General features: G+C 64.2%; 15 protein-coding genes. 7 read left to right on the top strand and 8 right to left on the bottom strand.

Going from position 1 to position 13,779, the window contains the following annotated elements; all coding sequences use genetic code 11:
• Positions 1-21: 21 nt before the first annotated feature.
• The 8 genes from pheT to BM070_RS07035 form a co-directional block, all read right to left on the bottom strand.
• On the bottom strand, positions 22-2,466 hold the full coding sequence (gene pheT, locus BM070_RS07070; RefSeq protein ID WP_092938968.1) for a phenylalanine--tRNA ligase subunit beta: 2,445 nt from the start codon (positions 2,464-2,466) through the stop codon (positions 22-24).
• 87 nt (positions 2,467-2,553) lie between these two features.
• Positions 2,554-3,606 (bottom strand): phenylalanine--tRNA ligase subunit alpha, encoded by a 1,053-nt coding sequence (gene pheS, locus BM070_RS07065; RefSeq protein ID WP_092938967.1) that lies wholly within the window; start codon positions 3,604-3,606, stop codon positions 2,554-2,556.
• 101 nt (positions 3,607-3,707) lie between these two features.
• Entirely contained in the window at positions 3,708-4,067 is a 360-nt protein-coding gene (gene rplT / locus BM070_RS07060) for a 50S ribosomal protein L20 (protein ID WP_056667373.1), read from the bottom strand.
• A gap of 25 nt (positions 4,068-4,092) precedes the next feature.
• Entirely contained in the window at positions 4,093-4,296 is a 204-nt protein-coding gene (rpmI, locus tag BM070_RS07055; protein WP_055402683.1) for a 50S ribosomal protein L35, read from the bottom strand.
• A gap of 203 nt (positions 4,297-4,499) precedes the next feature.
• Positions 4,500-5,099, bottom strand: a complete 600-nt coding sequence (infC, locus tag BM070_RS07050; RefSeq protein WP_175518459.1) for a translation initiation factor IF-3 — start codon at positions 5,097-5,099, stop codon at positions 4,500-4,502.
• Between the two features lie 84 nt (positions 5,100-5,183).
• Positions 5,184-7,103 carry a threonine--tRNA ligase gene (thrS, locus tag BM070_RS07045; RefSeq protein WP_092938965.1) on the bottom strand — a complete coding sequence of 640 codons (1,920 nt, stop codon included), beginning with the start codon at positions 7,101-7,103 and terminating at the stop codon, positions 5,184-5,186.
• Between the two features lie 350 nt (positions 7,104-7,453).
• Positions 7,454-8,785, bottom strand: coding sequence for an isocitrate lyase (gene aceA / locus BM070_RS07040; RefSeq protein ID WP_092938964.1), 1,332 nt, complete (start codon positions 8,783-8,785; stop codon positions 7,454-7,456).
• Between the two features lie 266 nt (positions 8,786-9,051).
• Positions 9,052-9,495 (bottom strand): gamma-glutamylcyclotransferase family protein, encoded by a 444-nt coding sequence (locus BM070_RS07035; protein WP_092938963.1) that lies wholly within the window; start codon positions 9,493-9,495, stop codon positions 9,052-9,054.
• 35 nt (positions 9,496-9,530) lie between these two features.
• On the opposite strand from BM070_RS07035, the gene BM070_RS07030 reads away from it, so the two are divergent.
• The 7 genes from BM070_RS07030 to BM070_RS07000 form a co-directional block, all read left to right on the top strand.
• Positions 9,531-10,484 (top strand): DMT family transporter, encoded by a 954-nt coding sequence (locus tag BM070_RS07030; protein ID WP_092938962.1) that lies wholly within the window; start codon positions 9,531-9,533, stop codon positions 10,482-10,484.
• A 210-nt stretch (positions 10,485-10,694) separates the two neighbouring features.
• The gene (locus BM070_RS07025) at positions 10,695-11,003 is read left to right on the top strand and encodes an SWIB/MDM2 domain-containing protein (RefSeq protein WP_092938961.1); all 309 of its coding nucleotides are present in this window, start codon (positions 10,695-10,697) and stop codon (positions 11,001-11,003) included.
• Positions 11,004-11,183: 180 nt separating this feature from the next.
• The gene (locus BM070_RS07020) at positions 11,184-11,456 is read left to right on the top strand and encodes a (2Fe-2S)-binding protein (RefSeq protein ID WP_092938960.1); all 273 of its coding nucleotides are present in this window, start codon (positions 11,184-11,186) and stop codon (positions 11,454-11,456) included.
• Between the two features lie 104 nt (positions 11,457-11,560).
• Positions 11,561-12,265 carry an energy transducer TonB gene (locus BM070_RS07015; protein WP_092938959.1) on the top strand — a complete coding sequence of 235 codons (705 nt, stop codon included), beginning with the start codon at positions 11,561-11,563 and terminating at the stop codon, positions 12,263-12,265.
• Between the two features lie 17 nt (positions 12,266-12,282).
• A complete protein-coding gene (locus tag BM070_RS07010; protein ID WP_092938958.1) occupies positions 12,283-12,999 on the top strand; it encodes a MotA/TolQ/ExbB proton channel family protein in 717 nt (238 codons plus the stop codon).
• A 6-nt stretch (positions 13,000-13,005) separates the two neighbouring features.
• Positions 13,006-13,416: an ExbD/TolR family protein gene (locus tag BM070_RS07005; protein WP_092938957.1), complete on the top strand. Its 411-nt coding sequence runs from the start codon at positions 13,006-13,008 to the stop codon at positions 13,414-13,416.
• Positions 13,417-13,482: 66 nt separating this feature from the next.
• A partial coding sequence (locus tag BM070_RS07000) for a transposase (RefSeq protein WP_434803173.1) occupies positions 13,483-13,779 on the top strand: 297 nt, incomplete at its 3' end.

Raw genomic sequence — 13,779 nt, 5'->3', positions numbered from 1 at the left:
CTTCGTGATCTTTCAACATGCTCACCGCAGCCGGGCGCCCGTGCGGCGCGACAGCTCCTGCAGGGCCGCCTGCACGGCGGACTCGATCTCGGCATCGGTCAAGGTCGCCTCGCCGCTGCCCAGGGTCAGGCGCACGGCCAGGCTCTTTTCGCCCGCGGCCAGCGCGCCGGCGGCAGGGACCTCGCCCTCGCGCAGCGGCTTGGGACGGAAGACGTCGAACAGCACGGCCGAGCGCAGCAGGCCCTGCGGCACGGCGGCCTCGATCGCCGCCATGACCTCGGCATGCGTCACGCGTTCGGCCACCACCACGGCGATGTCCCGCTCCACCGCCTGGTGCTTGGCCACCGGAGCGAACACGGGCACACGCCGGCGCAGCACGGCGTCGAGCTCCAGCTCGAACAGCACGGGCGCCATCGGCAGGCCCCAGGACTGGCGCCATTGCGGATGCAGTTCGCCCACATGGCCGATGCATTCGCCATCCAGCATCACGCGCGCACAGCGGCCCGGGTGCATGGCCGGATGGGTGCCCGGCTCATAGACGGCATCGAGAGGCGCCAGCAGCGCTTCGACGTCGCCCTTGATGTCGAAGAAATCGACCGCCTTGTCCTTGCCGCCCCACTGCAGCATGTCGCTGGCGCCATAGGCCAAACCGGCCACGCGCATGGGCTGATGCACACCCGCCACCGTGGTGTCGGAATCGACGACGGAACCATCGCGCAGGAAGACGCGGCCCAGCTCGAAAACGCGCACGCGCGGGGCCTTGCGGTCGAGGTTGAACTTGAGCACCTGCAGCAGCGAGCCCAGCAGCGACGAACGCATGACGCTCAGCTGGCTGGCGATGGGGTTGAGCAGCTGGATCGGCTGGGCATTGCCCGCCAGATCGCGCTCCCAGGCCGCTTCGACGAAGCTGAAGTTGATGGTTTCCTGATAGCCCAGCGCGGCCAGTTCGCGGCGCACGGCAAAGGGGCCGCGGCGCGACTCGGCACGCAGCTTGGGCGTGATCGGCGCGATGGGCGGCGTGGTGGGCAGATGCTCGTAGCCGACCATGCGGGCCACCTCTTCGATGAGGTCTTCCTCGATGGTCAGGTCGAACCGGTACGAAGGCGGCACCACGTGCAGCACGCCGTCTTCGGCGCGCACGGGCAGGCCCAGGCGCTGCAGCGCGTCTTCGCACTGGGCTTGCGTCAGCGGCATGCCGATGACCTTGGCAGCGCGGGCCACGCGCAGCGACACCGTGCGCGACTCGGGCATGCGGACCTGCTGGTCGTCCACCGGGCCGCAGACGGTTTCAGGCGTGCCGCAGATCTGCAGGATGAGCTGAGTGATGCGCTCGATGTGCTCCACGGTGCCTTGCGGATCGACGCCGCGCTCGAAGCGGTGTCCGGCGTCGGTCGAGAAGTTGTAGCGGCGCGAACGGCCCGCTACCGATTTGGGCCACCAGAAGGCCGCCTCGACGTAGATGTGGCGGGTGTCGTCCGACACGGCCGTCGCGTCGCCGCCCATGATGCCGGCCAGCGACTCCACGGCCTGGTCGTCGGCGATGACGCCCACGGCTTCATCGACGGTGATGGTGTTGCCGTTGAGCAGCTTGAGCTGTTCGCCGGGGCGGCCCCAGCGCACGTCCAGGCCGCCATGGATCTTGTCCAGATCGAAGATGTGCGAGGGCCGGCCCAGTTCGAACATCACATAGTTGGAGATGTCCACCAGCGGCGACACGCTGCGCTGGCCGCAGCGGGCCAGGCGGTCCACCATCCAGGCGGGCGTGGCGACGCGCGTGTTGACGTTGCGCACGATGCGGCCCGAGAAACGGCCGCACAGATCGGGGGCGGACACCTTGACCGGCAGGCGCTCGTCCAGCGCAGCGGCCACGGGCGGGAATTCCGGCGAGCGCAGGGGCGCGCTAGTCAGCGCCGACAGCTCGCGGGCGATGCCGTGCACGCTCAGGGCGTGCGCGAGGTTGGGCGTGAGCTTCAGGGTGAACAGCGTGTCGTCCAGGTTCAGCTGCTCGCGGATGTCGCGGCCCACCACGGCATCGCCAGCCAGCTCCAGCAGGCCGTCCTGATCTTCCGTCAGCTGCAGTTCGCGTGCGGAGCACAGCATGCCCTGGCTTTCCACGCCGCGCAGCTTGCCCAGCTTGATCTGGAAGGGCTTGCCATCGGCGCCCGGCGGCAGCTGGGCACCCACCAGGGCGCACGGCACCTTGATACCGACCCGCGCGTTGGGCGCGCCGCAGACGATGTTCAGCAGCGCTTCCTGCCCCACATCCACCTGGCAGATGCGCAGGCGGTCGGCGTTCGGGTGCTGCACGGCTTCCTTGATCTCACCCACCACGATCTTGCTGAAGGCGGGCGCGACGGGGCGGAGCTCTTCCACCTCGAGACCGGCCATGGTCAGGGTCTCCGCCAGCTCGGCGGTGGTCAGCGGCGGATTGCAGAACTCGCGCAGCCAGGATTCTGGAAATTGCATTTTCGGATTCTCGTGATTCGGTCGGTTGGGGGCACCGGCCGGCGATCCGCCGGTGCCATGGCCTGCCAGGGCCGCGTCTTCTCGTTCTTACTGGAACTGCGACAGGAAGCGGATGTCGCCGTCGAAGAAGAGGCGCAGGTCGTTGACCCCGTAGCGCAGCATCGTCAGCCGGTCAGGGCCCATGCCGAAGGCGAAGCCGATGTAGGTCTCCGGGTCCAGCCCCATGTTGCGCACCACGTTCGGATGCACCTGGCCGGAACCCGCCACTTCGAGCCAGCGGCCGGCGAGCGGGCCGGTCTGGAACTGGATGTCGATCTCTGCGCTGGGCTCGGTGAAGGGGAAGAAGCTGGGGCGGAAGCGCAGCACCAGATCGTCGCTCTCGAAGAAGGTGCGGCAGAAGTCGGTGAACACGACCTTCAGATCCTTGAAGCTCACGTTCTCGCCGATCCACAGGCCTTCGCACTGGTGGAACATCGGCGAATGGGTGGCATCGCTGTCCACGCGGTAGGTGCGGCCGGGCGCGATCACGCGGATCTCGGGCATGCCCTGCCCTGCATCGATCCGGGCGCGGTGGCGCTTGACGTGCTGCACGGCATGGCGCACCTGCATCGGGCTGGTGTGCGTGCGCAGCAGATGGGGCGCGGCCTCGGTGCCGCCTTCGACGTAGAAGGTGTCGTGCATCGAACGCGCGGGGTGGTCCTGCGGCGTGTTCAGTGCGGTGAAGTTGAACCAGTCGGTCTCGATCTCGGGGCCCTCGGCCACGTCGAAACCCATGGAGCCGAAGATCTGCTCGATCCGCTCCAGCGTGAGGGTGACGGGGTGCAGGCCACCCTGCCCGCGGCGGCGGCCCGGCAGGGAGACATCCAGCGCCTCGGCCTTGAGCTGCACCCGCAGCTCGGCATCGGCCAGCGCTTGGCGGCGCTCGGTCAGCGCGGCCTCGACCGCCTGCTTGGCCAGATTGATCGCAGCGCCACGCGATTTCTTTTCCTCGACCGACAGCTGCGCCATACCCTTCATCAGCTCGGTCAGACGACCGGACTTGCCCAGAAACTGCGCCTTGGCATTTTCCAGATCAGCAGGGGTTGCGGTTTGCGCGAAAAGCTGCCGCGCGCTTTCGACCAGGGAATCCAGCTCGTTCATATCGACTCTTGAAAATGAACAAGGGCTAGTGCCTTTTCAAGCTCTAGCCCTTGTTGTTACTGCGCAGAGCGCTATCAAGACGATAGCGCCCAACCGTGAAATCAAGCAGCCAGCTTGGCCTTGACCTGTTCCACGATGCTGCCGAAGGCAGCCTTGTCATGCACCGCGAGGTCGGCCAGCATCTTGCGGTCGATCTCGATGGAAGCCTTCTTCAGGCCGTTCGTGAACTGGCTGTAGGTCAGGCCCAGTTCGCGCGAAGCGGCGTTGATACGGGCGATCCACAGTTGGCGGAACACGCGCTTCTTGGTGCGGCGGTCACGGTAGGCATATTGCCCAGCCTTCATCACCGCCTGCTTGGCGATGCGGAAGACATTACCGCGGCGACCACGGAAACCCTTGGCGAGGGCTAGAACTTTCTTGTGACGGGCACGGGCCGTTACACCACGTTTGACGCGAGGCATGTGAGTACTCCTTGTTCGTCAGTTATTACAGGCCAGCGCTAGGCAGCATCTGTGCAATGGAGCCCATGTTGGTCTCATGCACGGCGACTGCACCACGCAGATGGCGCTTGTTCTTGGTGGTCTTCTTGGTCAAGATGTGACGCTTGAAGGCTTGACCGCGCTTGACGGTGCCACCGGGACGAACGCGGAAACGCTTTTTCGCGCTGCTCTTGGTCTTCATTTTGGGCATGTGAATGCTCCTTTTCTTTGTGCTCGTGAGGCGTTCGCGAACCGATTCACGAACTTGTTGGCCCCGAGCCACTTTTTCTGCAGCCGCATTGCTGCGCTGCACGACGGCGCGCATTGTGCACGCCATCTGTTGCATTGCGGGGCTTTTCAGCCCAGCAACACACATCTTTCAGGGCAGGCCATCGGCCCGCCCTACCCCATCACTCAAACCGCCGGAGTCGCAGAGCCAGCCGCTTCGCCCGCGGGCTTGGAAGCAGGCTTCTTGCGGCCAGGCGCGATCATCATGATCATCTGGCGGCCTTCGAGCTTGGGAAACTGCTCGACGAGGATCGAATCACCCAGGTCATCGCGGATGCGATTGAGCAAGGCCAGACCGAGTTCCTGGTGGGTGATCTCGCGACCACGGAACCGCAGGGTGATCTTGCACTTGTCGCCCTCCGCCAGGAAGCGGCGGATGTTGCGCATCTTGATGTTGTAGTCGCCGTCATCGGTACCGGGACGGAACTTCACTTCCTTGATTTCGATGACCGTCTGCTTGGCCTTGGCTTCTGCCGCGCGCTTTTGTTCAAGGTACTTGAACTTGCCGTAGTCCATCAGGCGGCACACGGGAGGGCTGGCCGTGGCGGCGATCTCCACCAGGTCCACATCCAACTCGCCCGCCATGCGGAGGGCTTCCATCAGACTCACCACGCCCAGAGGCTCATTGTCAGGACCCGAGAGGCGAACCTCAGGGGCCATGATTTCCCGATTCAGGCGATGCTTGCGCTCTTCGCGGTGACGACGATCACGAAATTCAGTAGCGATGACTATTTTCCTTCAATCAAAATGCTACAAAAATAGTAGCTGATGCCGCCCTGCCCACGCGAGCTAAAGCTGTTTCAATCCAGATCAGGCTTTAGAGGCGATGTCTTCTGCGATGAGCGCGACGAACGCTTCGAGGGACATCACACCGAGGTCTCGATTACCCCGGGCGCGCACTGCGACGGCGCCGGCCGCCTTTTCCTTCTCGCCAGCGACGAGGATGTAAGGCAGCTTTTGCAACGAATGCTCCCGTATTTTATACGTGATCTTTTCGTTACGCAGGTCGGTGATGACTCTAAGGTTTTGATGCGGCAATGCTTTTTGCAGTTTTGCGGCGATTTCGCGACAGTATTCGTCCTGCGCACCCGTGATGTTGAGCACCGCGACCTGCACCGGAGCCAGCCAGGTGGGCAGCGCGCCCGCGTGCTGCTCGATCAGGATGCCGATGAAACGCTCCAGGCTGCCCACGATGGCGCGGTGCAGCAGGATGGGCGTGTGCCGTGCGCCGTCCTCGCCCACGTATTCGGCGCCCAGGCGCGCCGGCATCGACGGATCGACCTGGATCGTGCCGCACTGCCAGTGGCGGCCGATGGCGTCGCGCAGCGTGTATTCGAGCTTGGGGCCGTAGAACGCACCGTCGCCGACGGCGATCTGGTATTCGCAGCCGGAGGCCTTCAGGCTTTCGATCAGCGCATGCTCCGCGCGATCCCAGCTCTCTTCCGAGCCGATTCGCTTTTCAGGCCGCGTGGCGACCTTGTAGATGATGTCGGTGAAGCCGAAGTCCTTGTAGACCTTCTGCAGCAGCGCCGTGAAGTTGATGCATTCCTGCTGGATCTGTTCTTCGGTGCAGAAGATGTGGCCGTCGTCCTGCGTGAAGGCGCGCACGCGCATGATGCCGTGCAGGCCGCCCGTGGGCTCGTTGCGGTGGCATTGGCCGAACTCACCGAAACGCAGCGGCAGGTCGCGGTAGCTCTTCACGCCCTGGTTGAAGATCAGGATGTGGCCGGGGCAGTTCATCGGCTTGAGCGCGTAGTCGTGCTTCTCGCTCTCCGTCGTGAACATGTTCTCGCGGTACTTGTCCCAGTGGCCGGTCTTTTCCCAGAGGTGCTTGTCGAGGATCTGCGGGCCCTTGACCTCCTGGTAGCCGTTGTCGCGATAGACCTGGCGCATGTACTGCTCCACGCCCTGCCACACCGTCCAGCCCTTGGGGTGCCAGAACACCGTGCCGGGGGAATGCTCGTCGATGTGGAACAGGTCCAGCTCGCGGCCGAGCCTGCGGTGGTCGCGCTTTTCGGCTTCCTCGATGCGCTGGATGTAGGCGTCCAGATCCTTCTTGTCGGCCCAGGCCGTGCCGTAGATGCGCTGCAACTGCTCGTTCTTCGCATCGCCACGCCAGTAGGCGCCCGAGACGCGCGTGAGCTTGAACGCCTTCAGGAAGCGCGTGTTGGGCACGTGCGGGCCGCGGCACATGTCCACGTATTCCTGGTGGTAGTAGAGGCCCATGGCGGTCTCGTCCGGCATGTCCTCGATCAGGCGCAGCTTGTACTCTTCGCCGCGCGACTTGAAGACCTCGATCACCTCGGCGCGGGGCGTCATCTTCTTGATGACGTCGTAGTCCTGGGCGATCAGCTCCTTCATGCGCTTTTCGATGGCGGCGATGTCATCGGGCGTGAACGGGCGCTCGAAGGCGATGTCGTAATAGAAGCCTTCTTCGATCACCGGGCCGATCACCATCCGGGCCGTGGGATAGAGCTGCTTGACGGCATGCCCCACCAGGTGGGCGCACGAGTGGCGGATGATCTCCACGCCTTCCTGGTCGCGCGGGGTGATGATCTGCAGGCGCGCGTCGTGGTCGATGAGGTCGCTGGCATCCACCAGGCGGCCGTCCACCTTGCCGGCCACCGTGATCTTGGCCAGGCCCGGGCCGATGGCGCGCGCCACGTCGGACACCGAGACCGGGCCGGGGAATTCGCGCTGGGAATTGTCGGGAAGCGTGATCTGAATCATGGAGAAAAAATCCTGTGGGTCAATCGATCGAATGAGAGCCCGCGCAGCGCCCAAAAAACAAAAGCGCGGAACGATGTCCGCGCTTTTGGAGGGAAGGTGCAAATCAGGTGTGCAGGCGCGAACGTCCAGCCTCTAGCGGCCGGTGGATTGCTCCGAAGTAGTTCGCGGTGTCATAACCAGATTGCCTTTCTCGCTCTTGCTGATTGAAGTAGCCGCAGATTTTACCCCCGCACTCACAAGCGCGTGGCAAGGCCCGGCGCGCCGGCACGAAAAAGCCCGGGTGGCGATGCGCCAACCGGGCTTGGAGCGAGGCGTTCGCCCGGGCCTCACGCCCGGACAGCTTCAATCGATCAATGGAACTGCTCTTCCTCGGTGGAGCCCGTCAGCGCCTTCACGCTGGAGGTGCCGCCTTGGATCACGGTGGTCACGTCGTCAAAGTAGCCTGCGCCCACTTCCTGCTGGTGCGACACGAAGGTGTAGCCCTTTTCGCGCGCGGCGAATTCGGGTTCCTGCACTTGCTCCACGTAGTGCTTCATGCCTTCGCCGCGGGCATAGGCGTGGGCGAACTGGAAGGTGTTGTACCAGTTGATGTGGATGCCTGCCAGCGTGATGAACTGGTACTTGTAGCCCAGCGCGGACAGCTCTTCCTGGAACGAGGCGATCTGCTTGTCGTTGAGGTTCTTCTTCCAGTTGAAGGAAGGAGAGCAGTTGTACGAGAGCAGCTTGCCGGGGCAGGCGGCATGCACGGCCTGGGCGAATTCGCGGGCGAAGCCGATGTCCGGCACGCCGGTTTCGCACCACACCAGATCGGCGTAGGGCGCGTAGGCCACGCCGCGGCTGATGGCTTGCTCCAGGCCGTTCTTCACGCGGTAGAAGCCCTCCTGCGTGCGCTCGCCCGTCAGGAAGGGCTTGTCGTTCGCATCATGGTCGGACGTGATGAGGTTCGCGGCTTCGGCATCGGTGCGGGCCAGGATGATGGTCGGCACGCCCATGGTATCGGCGGCGAAGCGGGCGGCCAGCAGCTTCTCGACAGCCTCCTGAGTAGGCACCAGCACCTTGCCGCCCATGTGGCCGCACTTCTTCACGGCGGCGAGCTGGTCTTCGAAGTGAACGCCGGCGGCACCCGCGGCGATCATGTTCTTCATCAGCTCGAAGGCGTTGAGCACGCCGCCGAAGCCGGCTTCCGCATCCGCCACGATGGGCAGGAAGTAGTCGATGAACTCCTTGTCGCCGGGGTTGATGCCGCGGCCCCACTGGATCTCGTCGGCGCGCTTGAAGGTGTTGTTGATGCGGCGGACCATGGTGGGCACCGAGTCATACGCATAGAGCGACTGGTCGGGATACATGGTTTCCGACGTGTTGCCGTCGGCCGCCACCTGCCAGCCCGACAGGTACACAGCTTCCAGGCCCGCCTTGGCCTGCTGCATGGCCTGGCCGGCGGAGATGGCGCCGAAAGCGTTCACGTAGCCCTTCTTGGCGCCGCCGTTGACCTTGTCCCAGAGCTTTTCCGCACCGCGCTGCGCCAGCGTGTGCTGGGGCTGCAGGCTGCCGCGCAGGCGCACCACATCCGCGGCCGAGTAGTTGCGCTTGACGCCCTTCCAGCGCGGGTTCTGCGCCCAGTCGAGTTCGAGGGCGGCGATCTGTTGTTCACGACTCAGTTGGGCATTCAGCGATTGCGGCATGGTTCACTCCTGTTGAGGTCTTCGGATCATCGGGCGGGGCTGCCCTTGGGAACAACTTTAAGTCTTCTATAAGACCCACGCAACATCTTATGTCTTATATAAGAGATAAATTTTCTCTTTTAAAATCAAAGACATAACAATGACATTTCTCCATGCAAAAAAACATTTCTCATATCGAGAAATTTTTGTGCAGCGCCACATTTTTGCATGCCACATCGTGAAAACAAATTTCTGCATGGAGGAAAGCCCGCGATGCCGCCTTCGTCCTACAGCGGCGGCGCCACCCGGAACCAGTCGCCGTGCAGCAGTCGGGCATCGGATGTGGCGTAGCGCGGATGGATCACGTACATGAAACAAGCCAGCGGCCTCCCCTCCACGTCCACCACCACGTCTCGCTTGGCGTATTCGTCCGCGTCCGTAGCGGCCCCGTCGGGATCGAGGCCTTCGATCAGGTCCAGCTGGCGCTCCAGCGCCGGCGTGACGGCATAGACCTCGCCGACCACCGGAGGGTCTTGCTCGCCATGGCCGTCGAGCCGCATGCCGGGATAAGGCCCCAGGCTGTAGAGCGCGCCACGCAGGCAGGCCGGGCCCACCCACACCGGGGCGGGGCTCAGCCGCGTGATGTCGTTGCTGCCGCCGCGCCGCAGCGTTCCATAGACAAAGACGTGGCGCGCCGGCTGCGCGGCGCCAAGGGTGGTTTCGTGGGGCATGATTCAGAGACTCCAATTTCCTTGGCCCCAGTCTAGTGAATACGCCCAGCCGCCCCGTTGCTTATTTATGTCTGGCTCTCAGCATGTCGCTGGTCGGCAGCTATGTGGCGCTGTCCAAGCCGCTGGCGGCCACGTTTCCCGTTTTCCTGCTGGCCTGGCTGCGCTTCGGCATCGGCGGCGTCGCCATGCTGCACTGGCTGAAGAAGCCCGCCACGGAGCCGGCACTGAGCCGCGGCACGGTGGGGCTGCTCTTCCTGCAGTCGCTGATGGGCAACTTCCTGTTCACCGTGTTCATGATCTATGGCGTCAGCCTGACCAGCGCCACGTCAGCCGGGGTCATCATGGCCTCCATCCCGGCGGCGGTGGCCGTCATGAGCTGGCTCTTCCTGCGCGAGCAAGTGGCACCGCGCACCTGGTTCTCGGTGGTGCTGGCCGTGGCCGGAATCCTGCTCTTCGCGCTGTCCAAGCCCGGCGCCCATGGTGCTGTGGATGCCGCGCCGGGCGCTCACGAGCCGGCCCATGCCGCCTGGATCGGCTACCTGCTGCTGCTCGCTGCCTCCATCTGCGAAGCGGCCTATTCGGTGATCGGCAAGAAGCTGACCGGCACGCTGGGCCCCAGGCGCATCACTTCGCTCATCAATCTGTGGGGGTTCGCGCTGGCGACGCCCCTGGGCCTCTACACCGCCTGGAGCTTCGACTTCAAGGCCGTCGGGCCCGGCACCTGGCTGCTGCTGCTGTTCTATGCGCTGGCGGCCTGCGTGTGGACGGTCTGGCTCTGGATGACCGGGCTCAAGGCCGTGCCAGCGGCCCAGGGCGGCATCTTCACGGTGCTGCTGCCCGTCAGTGCTGCGCTGATGGGCGTGCTGGTGCTGGGTGAACGCTTCACGGGAATGCAGGTGCTGGCCTTCTGCATCGCCCTGGCCAGCGTGGTGCTGGCCACGCTTCCGTCGAGGACATCACGCTCTGCTGCGGGCGGCACGAAACGCTGACGCCACCTTCACTGGGTGTTTTCTGTGGCCTGCGGCTGCGCAGGCCTGCCGGCAGCGTGCCCGCACAGGCTGGCTGCACCGCAACAACTGGAGGCAAAAAATCACTTTCTTCCCTTGGAAACGCGTTTTTTTGCCATTAGCATCTGCGGGCCAGTGGAGAAGCAGGTTTTCGCTGGTCCCGTATTTCACTTCCAACAAGGAAAACCCAACATGGCAACTGCAAAAAAAGCGCCCGCCTCCGAGGCCAAGGCCGCAGCTCCCGCTAAGAAGCGCACCCCCAACGCCGCCTTCATGAAGGCCCTGACCCCCAGCCCCGCACTGGCTGCCGTGGTCGGCGCAGCTCCGCTGCCGCGTACCGAAATCATCAGCAAGCTGTGGGTCTACATCAAGGCGAACAACCTGCAGGATGCATCCAACAAGCGCATGATCAACGCCGACGCCAAGCTCAAGGAAGTCTTCGGCAAGCCCCAGGTCTCGATGTTCGAGATGGCTGGCCTGATCGGCAAGCACGTCAAGTGATGAAGCGTCCCGCATAGCGCGGCCGCCCTCAAGAAACCGGCCCGCGTGCCGGTTTTTTTTCGTCTCCGGCATGCCCGCTTCGCCATAGGTTGACCCTACTTCGAGGATAGAAATTGCAAATGCGATGAATTCGCATTTATAATGATCCATCTTCAACAGCCAGCCACCACTGCCTGCCCCATGATCGTCTGTGTCTGCCACCGGGTATCGGACCGCGAAATTGCTCGCCATGCGCATGCCGGCATGAGTTTCGACGAGATCCAGTTCGAGCTGGGCGTAGCGACGCAATGCGGCCGCTGCGAGGACTGTGCCCGTGCCGTCGTGGAGCGCTGCAGCGTGTCGCACCCCATGGCTGCGCTGCACAAGGAGACGCCCACGCAGACGATCCAGCTCGCCACGTCCATTCTGGAGAGCAAAGCATGGAACTCCTCTCGACACTCGCTGGCAGCCTGATCCTGATGGTGGGTTCGGTCTGGTGGATTCTCCGTAAGTAACACAACCTCTGCCGTTCAGGCTGTCTGCGCCCGCCTTCATCAGGCAGGCCGTTTCCATTCCATATGTCCCAGTTCGATAGATACGGCGCCTCCTCCGGGGGCCTGAGCCGCAATGCCGTCATCGCCGGCTCGGTGGTGCTGCTGCACGTGGCCGGGCTCTGGGCGCTGCAATCCGGCCTGCTGCGCCGTGCCGCGGAAGTGATCGTTCCAGCCGAAGTGCTGAGCGAATTCGTCACGCCGCCCGCACCGCCGCGCCCACCGGTGCCGCCGCCCCCCAAGCCCGCCCCTCCCCCTCCGCCCAAGCCGGCACCCCGCGCACCCGCGCCGCGCCCGGCCCCCATGCCCGTGGCCACGCCGGATCGGACGCCCGCCCCCAATGCGCCCACGGGCGTAGTGGAGCCGCAACCGCCGGCGCCGCCCATCCAGGCCCCGGCCGCGCCACCCGCCCCGGCTCCGGCGCCCCCTGCCCCACCGGCACCGCCGAAGATCGACCTGCCGTCCAGCGACGCCGCCTACCTGAACAACCCCAAGCCGACCTATCCGGCGATCAGCAAGCGGCTGGGTGAACAGGGCAAGGTGGTGCTGCGGGTGCTGATCGGCACTGATGGCCTTCCGCAGAAGGTGGAAATCAGCAAGTCCAGCGGCTTCGACCGGCTGGACCGGCAAGCGCAGGAAGCCGTGATGCGGTGGCGCTTCGTGCCCGGCAAGCGCAACGGTGTGCCCGAGACCATGTGGAACCTCGTCCCCGTCAATTTTGTTCTCGAATAAATCAATCAGGAGTTTTCATGGAATCGCATTTCGGCATTGCCAACGTCTGGATTCAGGGCGACTTCGTCACGCGCGCCGTGGCGGTGTTGCTGCTGGGCATGTCGCTGGCCTCGTGGATCGTCATCGTCATCAAGGCGCTGGACATCATCAAGTTCAAGAAGCATGCGCGCGCCGCTCGTGACTTCTGGCACAGCGAAGACTTCGCGGCCGGCCTGGGCAAGCTCGGCGACGACCCGACCAACCCCTTCCGCCACCTGGCGCTCGAAGGCCGGGAAGCCACGGCCCACCACCGCAACACCAAGGCCCATCTGCACGACAGCCTGGACGTGAGCGACTGGGTGACCCGCAGCCTGCGCAACTGCATCGACGAATTCACCGCGCGCCTGCAGGCAGGCCTGGCCATCCTGGCATCGGTGGGCTCCACCGCGCCGTTCATCGGGCTCTTCGGCACGGTGTGGGGCATCTATCACGCGCTGGTGGCGATCGGCACCTCCGGCCAGTCCACCATCGACAAGGTGGCGGGCCCCATCGGCGAGGCGCTCATCATGACGGCGCTGGGCCTGGCGGTGGCCATTCCGGCGGTGCTGGGCTACAACGCGCTGGTGCGCGGCAACAAGTCGATCCTGAACGCGCTCAACAGCTTCGCGCACGATCTGCACGCCTACTTCGTCACCGGTGCACGCGTCAGCGCACCCGGCGAGCAGGCCAAGGTGCTGCCGATCAAGAAGGGTTGACAAGCCATGGCTTTCGGAACGCAAGACGACGCCGATGAGGTGATGAACGAGATCAACATGACGCCGCTGGTGGACGTCATGCTGGTGCTGCTCATCATCTTCATCATCACCGTGCCGGTCATGAAACATGCCGTGCCGGTGGATCTGCCCCGCGCCTCCAACCAGCGGGAAGACATCAAGCCGGAAACCATCCGGCTGTCCATCACGGCCGACGGCAAGTACCACTGGAACGAGAGCGACATCTCCGACGACGAGTTGGAGCCCCGCCTGAAGGCCGAAGCCGCCAAGGACCCGCAGCCGGACCTGCACATCCGCGGCGACAAGGACGTGCGCTACGAGCGCGTGGCGCAGGCCATGTCGGCCGCCCAGCGCGCCGGGGTGCGCAAGATCGGCTTCGTGACCGATCCCAAGCCTTGAACGACTGAAAGACACCGCGCTCACCTCTAAGAGCCTGTTTACGATCTTTTCAGAGCCGACAATTGCTTGGTGAAAAGAAAGCCCTACCCAAGCGACATGAGCAGAGAGAAGTTCGCCGAGATCGAGCCCTTGTTGCGCAGCGTTCGGCGCAGTACCAAGCCCATAGAGCTGGATCTCTACGAGGTGTTCTGCGCGGTGCTCTACCTACTGCGCACAGGCTGTCAGTGGAGGTTTCTCCCGCCGGAGTTTCCCAAGTGGCAGAACGTGTATGCGTACTGGCGCAAGTGGAGCGAGCCTGACCTGCACGGGATAAGCGTGCTGGAGCAGGCCCTCAAAAAATCAGGTTGGCGCGGCCCGCGAGAG

This window comes from Paracidovorax wautersii (genome assembly GCF_900113035.1).
GTDB lineage: Bacteria > Pseudomonadota > Gammaproteobacteria > Burkholderiales > Burkholderiaceae_C > Paracidovorax > Paracidovorax wautersii.
This window is presented reverse-complemented; position numbering and strand designations above follow the sequence as displayed.

Excerpts from the sequence above, each read along its gene's own strand:
- rpmI (WP_055402683.1), bottom strand. The coding sequence starts at position 4,296 with ATGCCCAAAATGAAGACCAAGAGCAGCGCGAAAAAGCGTTTCCGCGTT.
- rplT (WP_056667373.1), bottom strand. The coding sequence starts at position 4,067 with ATGCCTCGCGTCAAACGTGGTGTAACGGCCCGTGCCCGTCACAAGAAA.
- BM070_RS07025 (WP_092938961.1), top strand. The coding sequence starts at position 10,695 with ATGGCAACTGCAAAAAAAGCGCCCGCCTCCGAGGCCAAGGCCGCAGCT.
- BM070_RS07005 (WP_092938957.1), top strand. The coding sequence starts at position 13,006 with ATGGCTTTCGGAACGCAAGACGACGCCGATGAGGTGATGAACGAGATC.
- BM070_RS07035 (WP_092938963.1), bottom strand. The coding sequence starts at position 9,495 with ATGCCCCACGAAACCACCCTTGGCGCCGCGCAGCCGGCGCGCCACGTC.
- aceA (WP_092938964.1), bottom strand. The coding sequence starts at position 8,785 with ATGCCGCAATCGCTGAATGCCCAACTGAGTCGTGAACAACAGATCGCC.
- pheS (WP_092938967.1), bottom strand. The coding sequence starts at position 3,606 with ATGAACGAGCTGGATTCCCTGGTCGAAAGCGCGCGGCAGCTTTTCGCG.
- BM070_RS07015 (WP_092938959.1), top strand. The coding sequence starts at position 11,561 with ATGTCCCAGTTCGATAGATACGGCGCCTCCTCCGGGGGCCTGAGCCGC.
- pheT (WP_092938968.1), bottom strand. The coding sequence starts at position 2,466 with ATGCAATTTCCAGAATCCTGGCTGCGCGAGTTCTGCAATCCGCCGCTG.
- BM070_RS07020 (WP_092938960.1), top strand. The coding sequence starts at position 11,184 with ATGATCGTCTGTGTCTGCCACCGGGTATCGGACCGCGAAATTGCTCGC.
- thrS (WP_092938965.1), bottom strand. The coding sequence starts at position 7,103 with ATGATTCAGATCACGCTTCCCGACAATTCCCAGCGCGAATTCCCCGGC.
- BM070_RS07010 (WP_092938958.1), top strand. The coding sequence starts at position 12,283 with ATGGAATCGCATTTCGGCATTGCCAACGTCTGGATTCAGGGCGACTTC.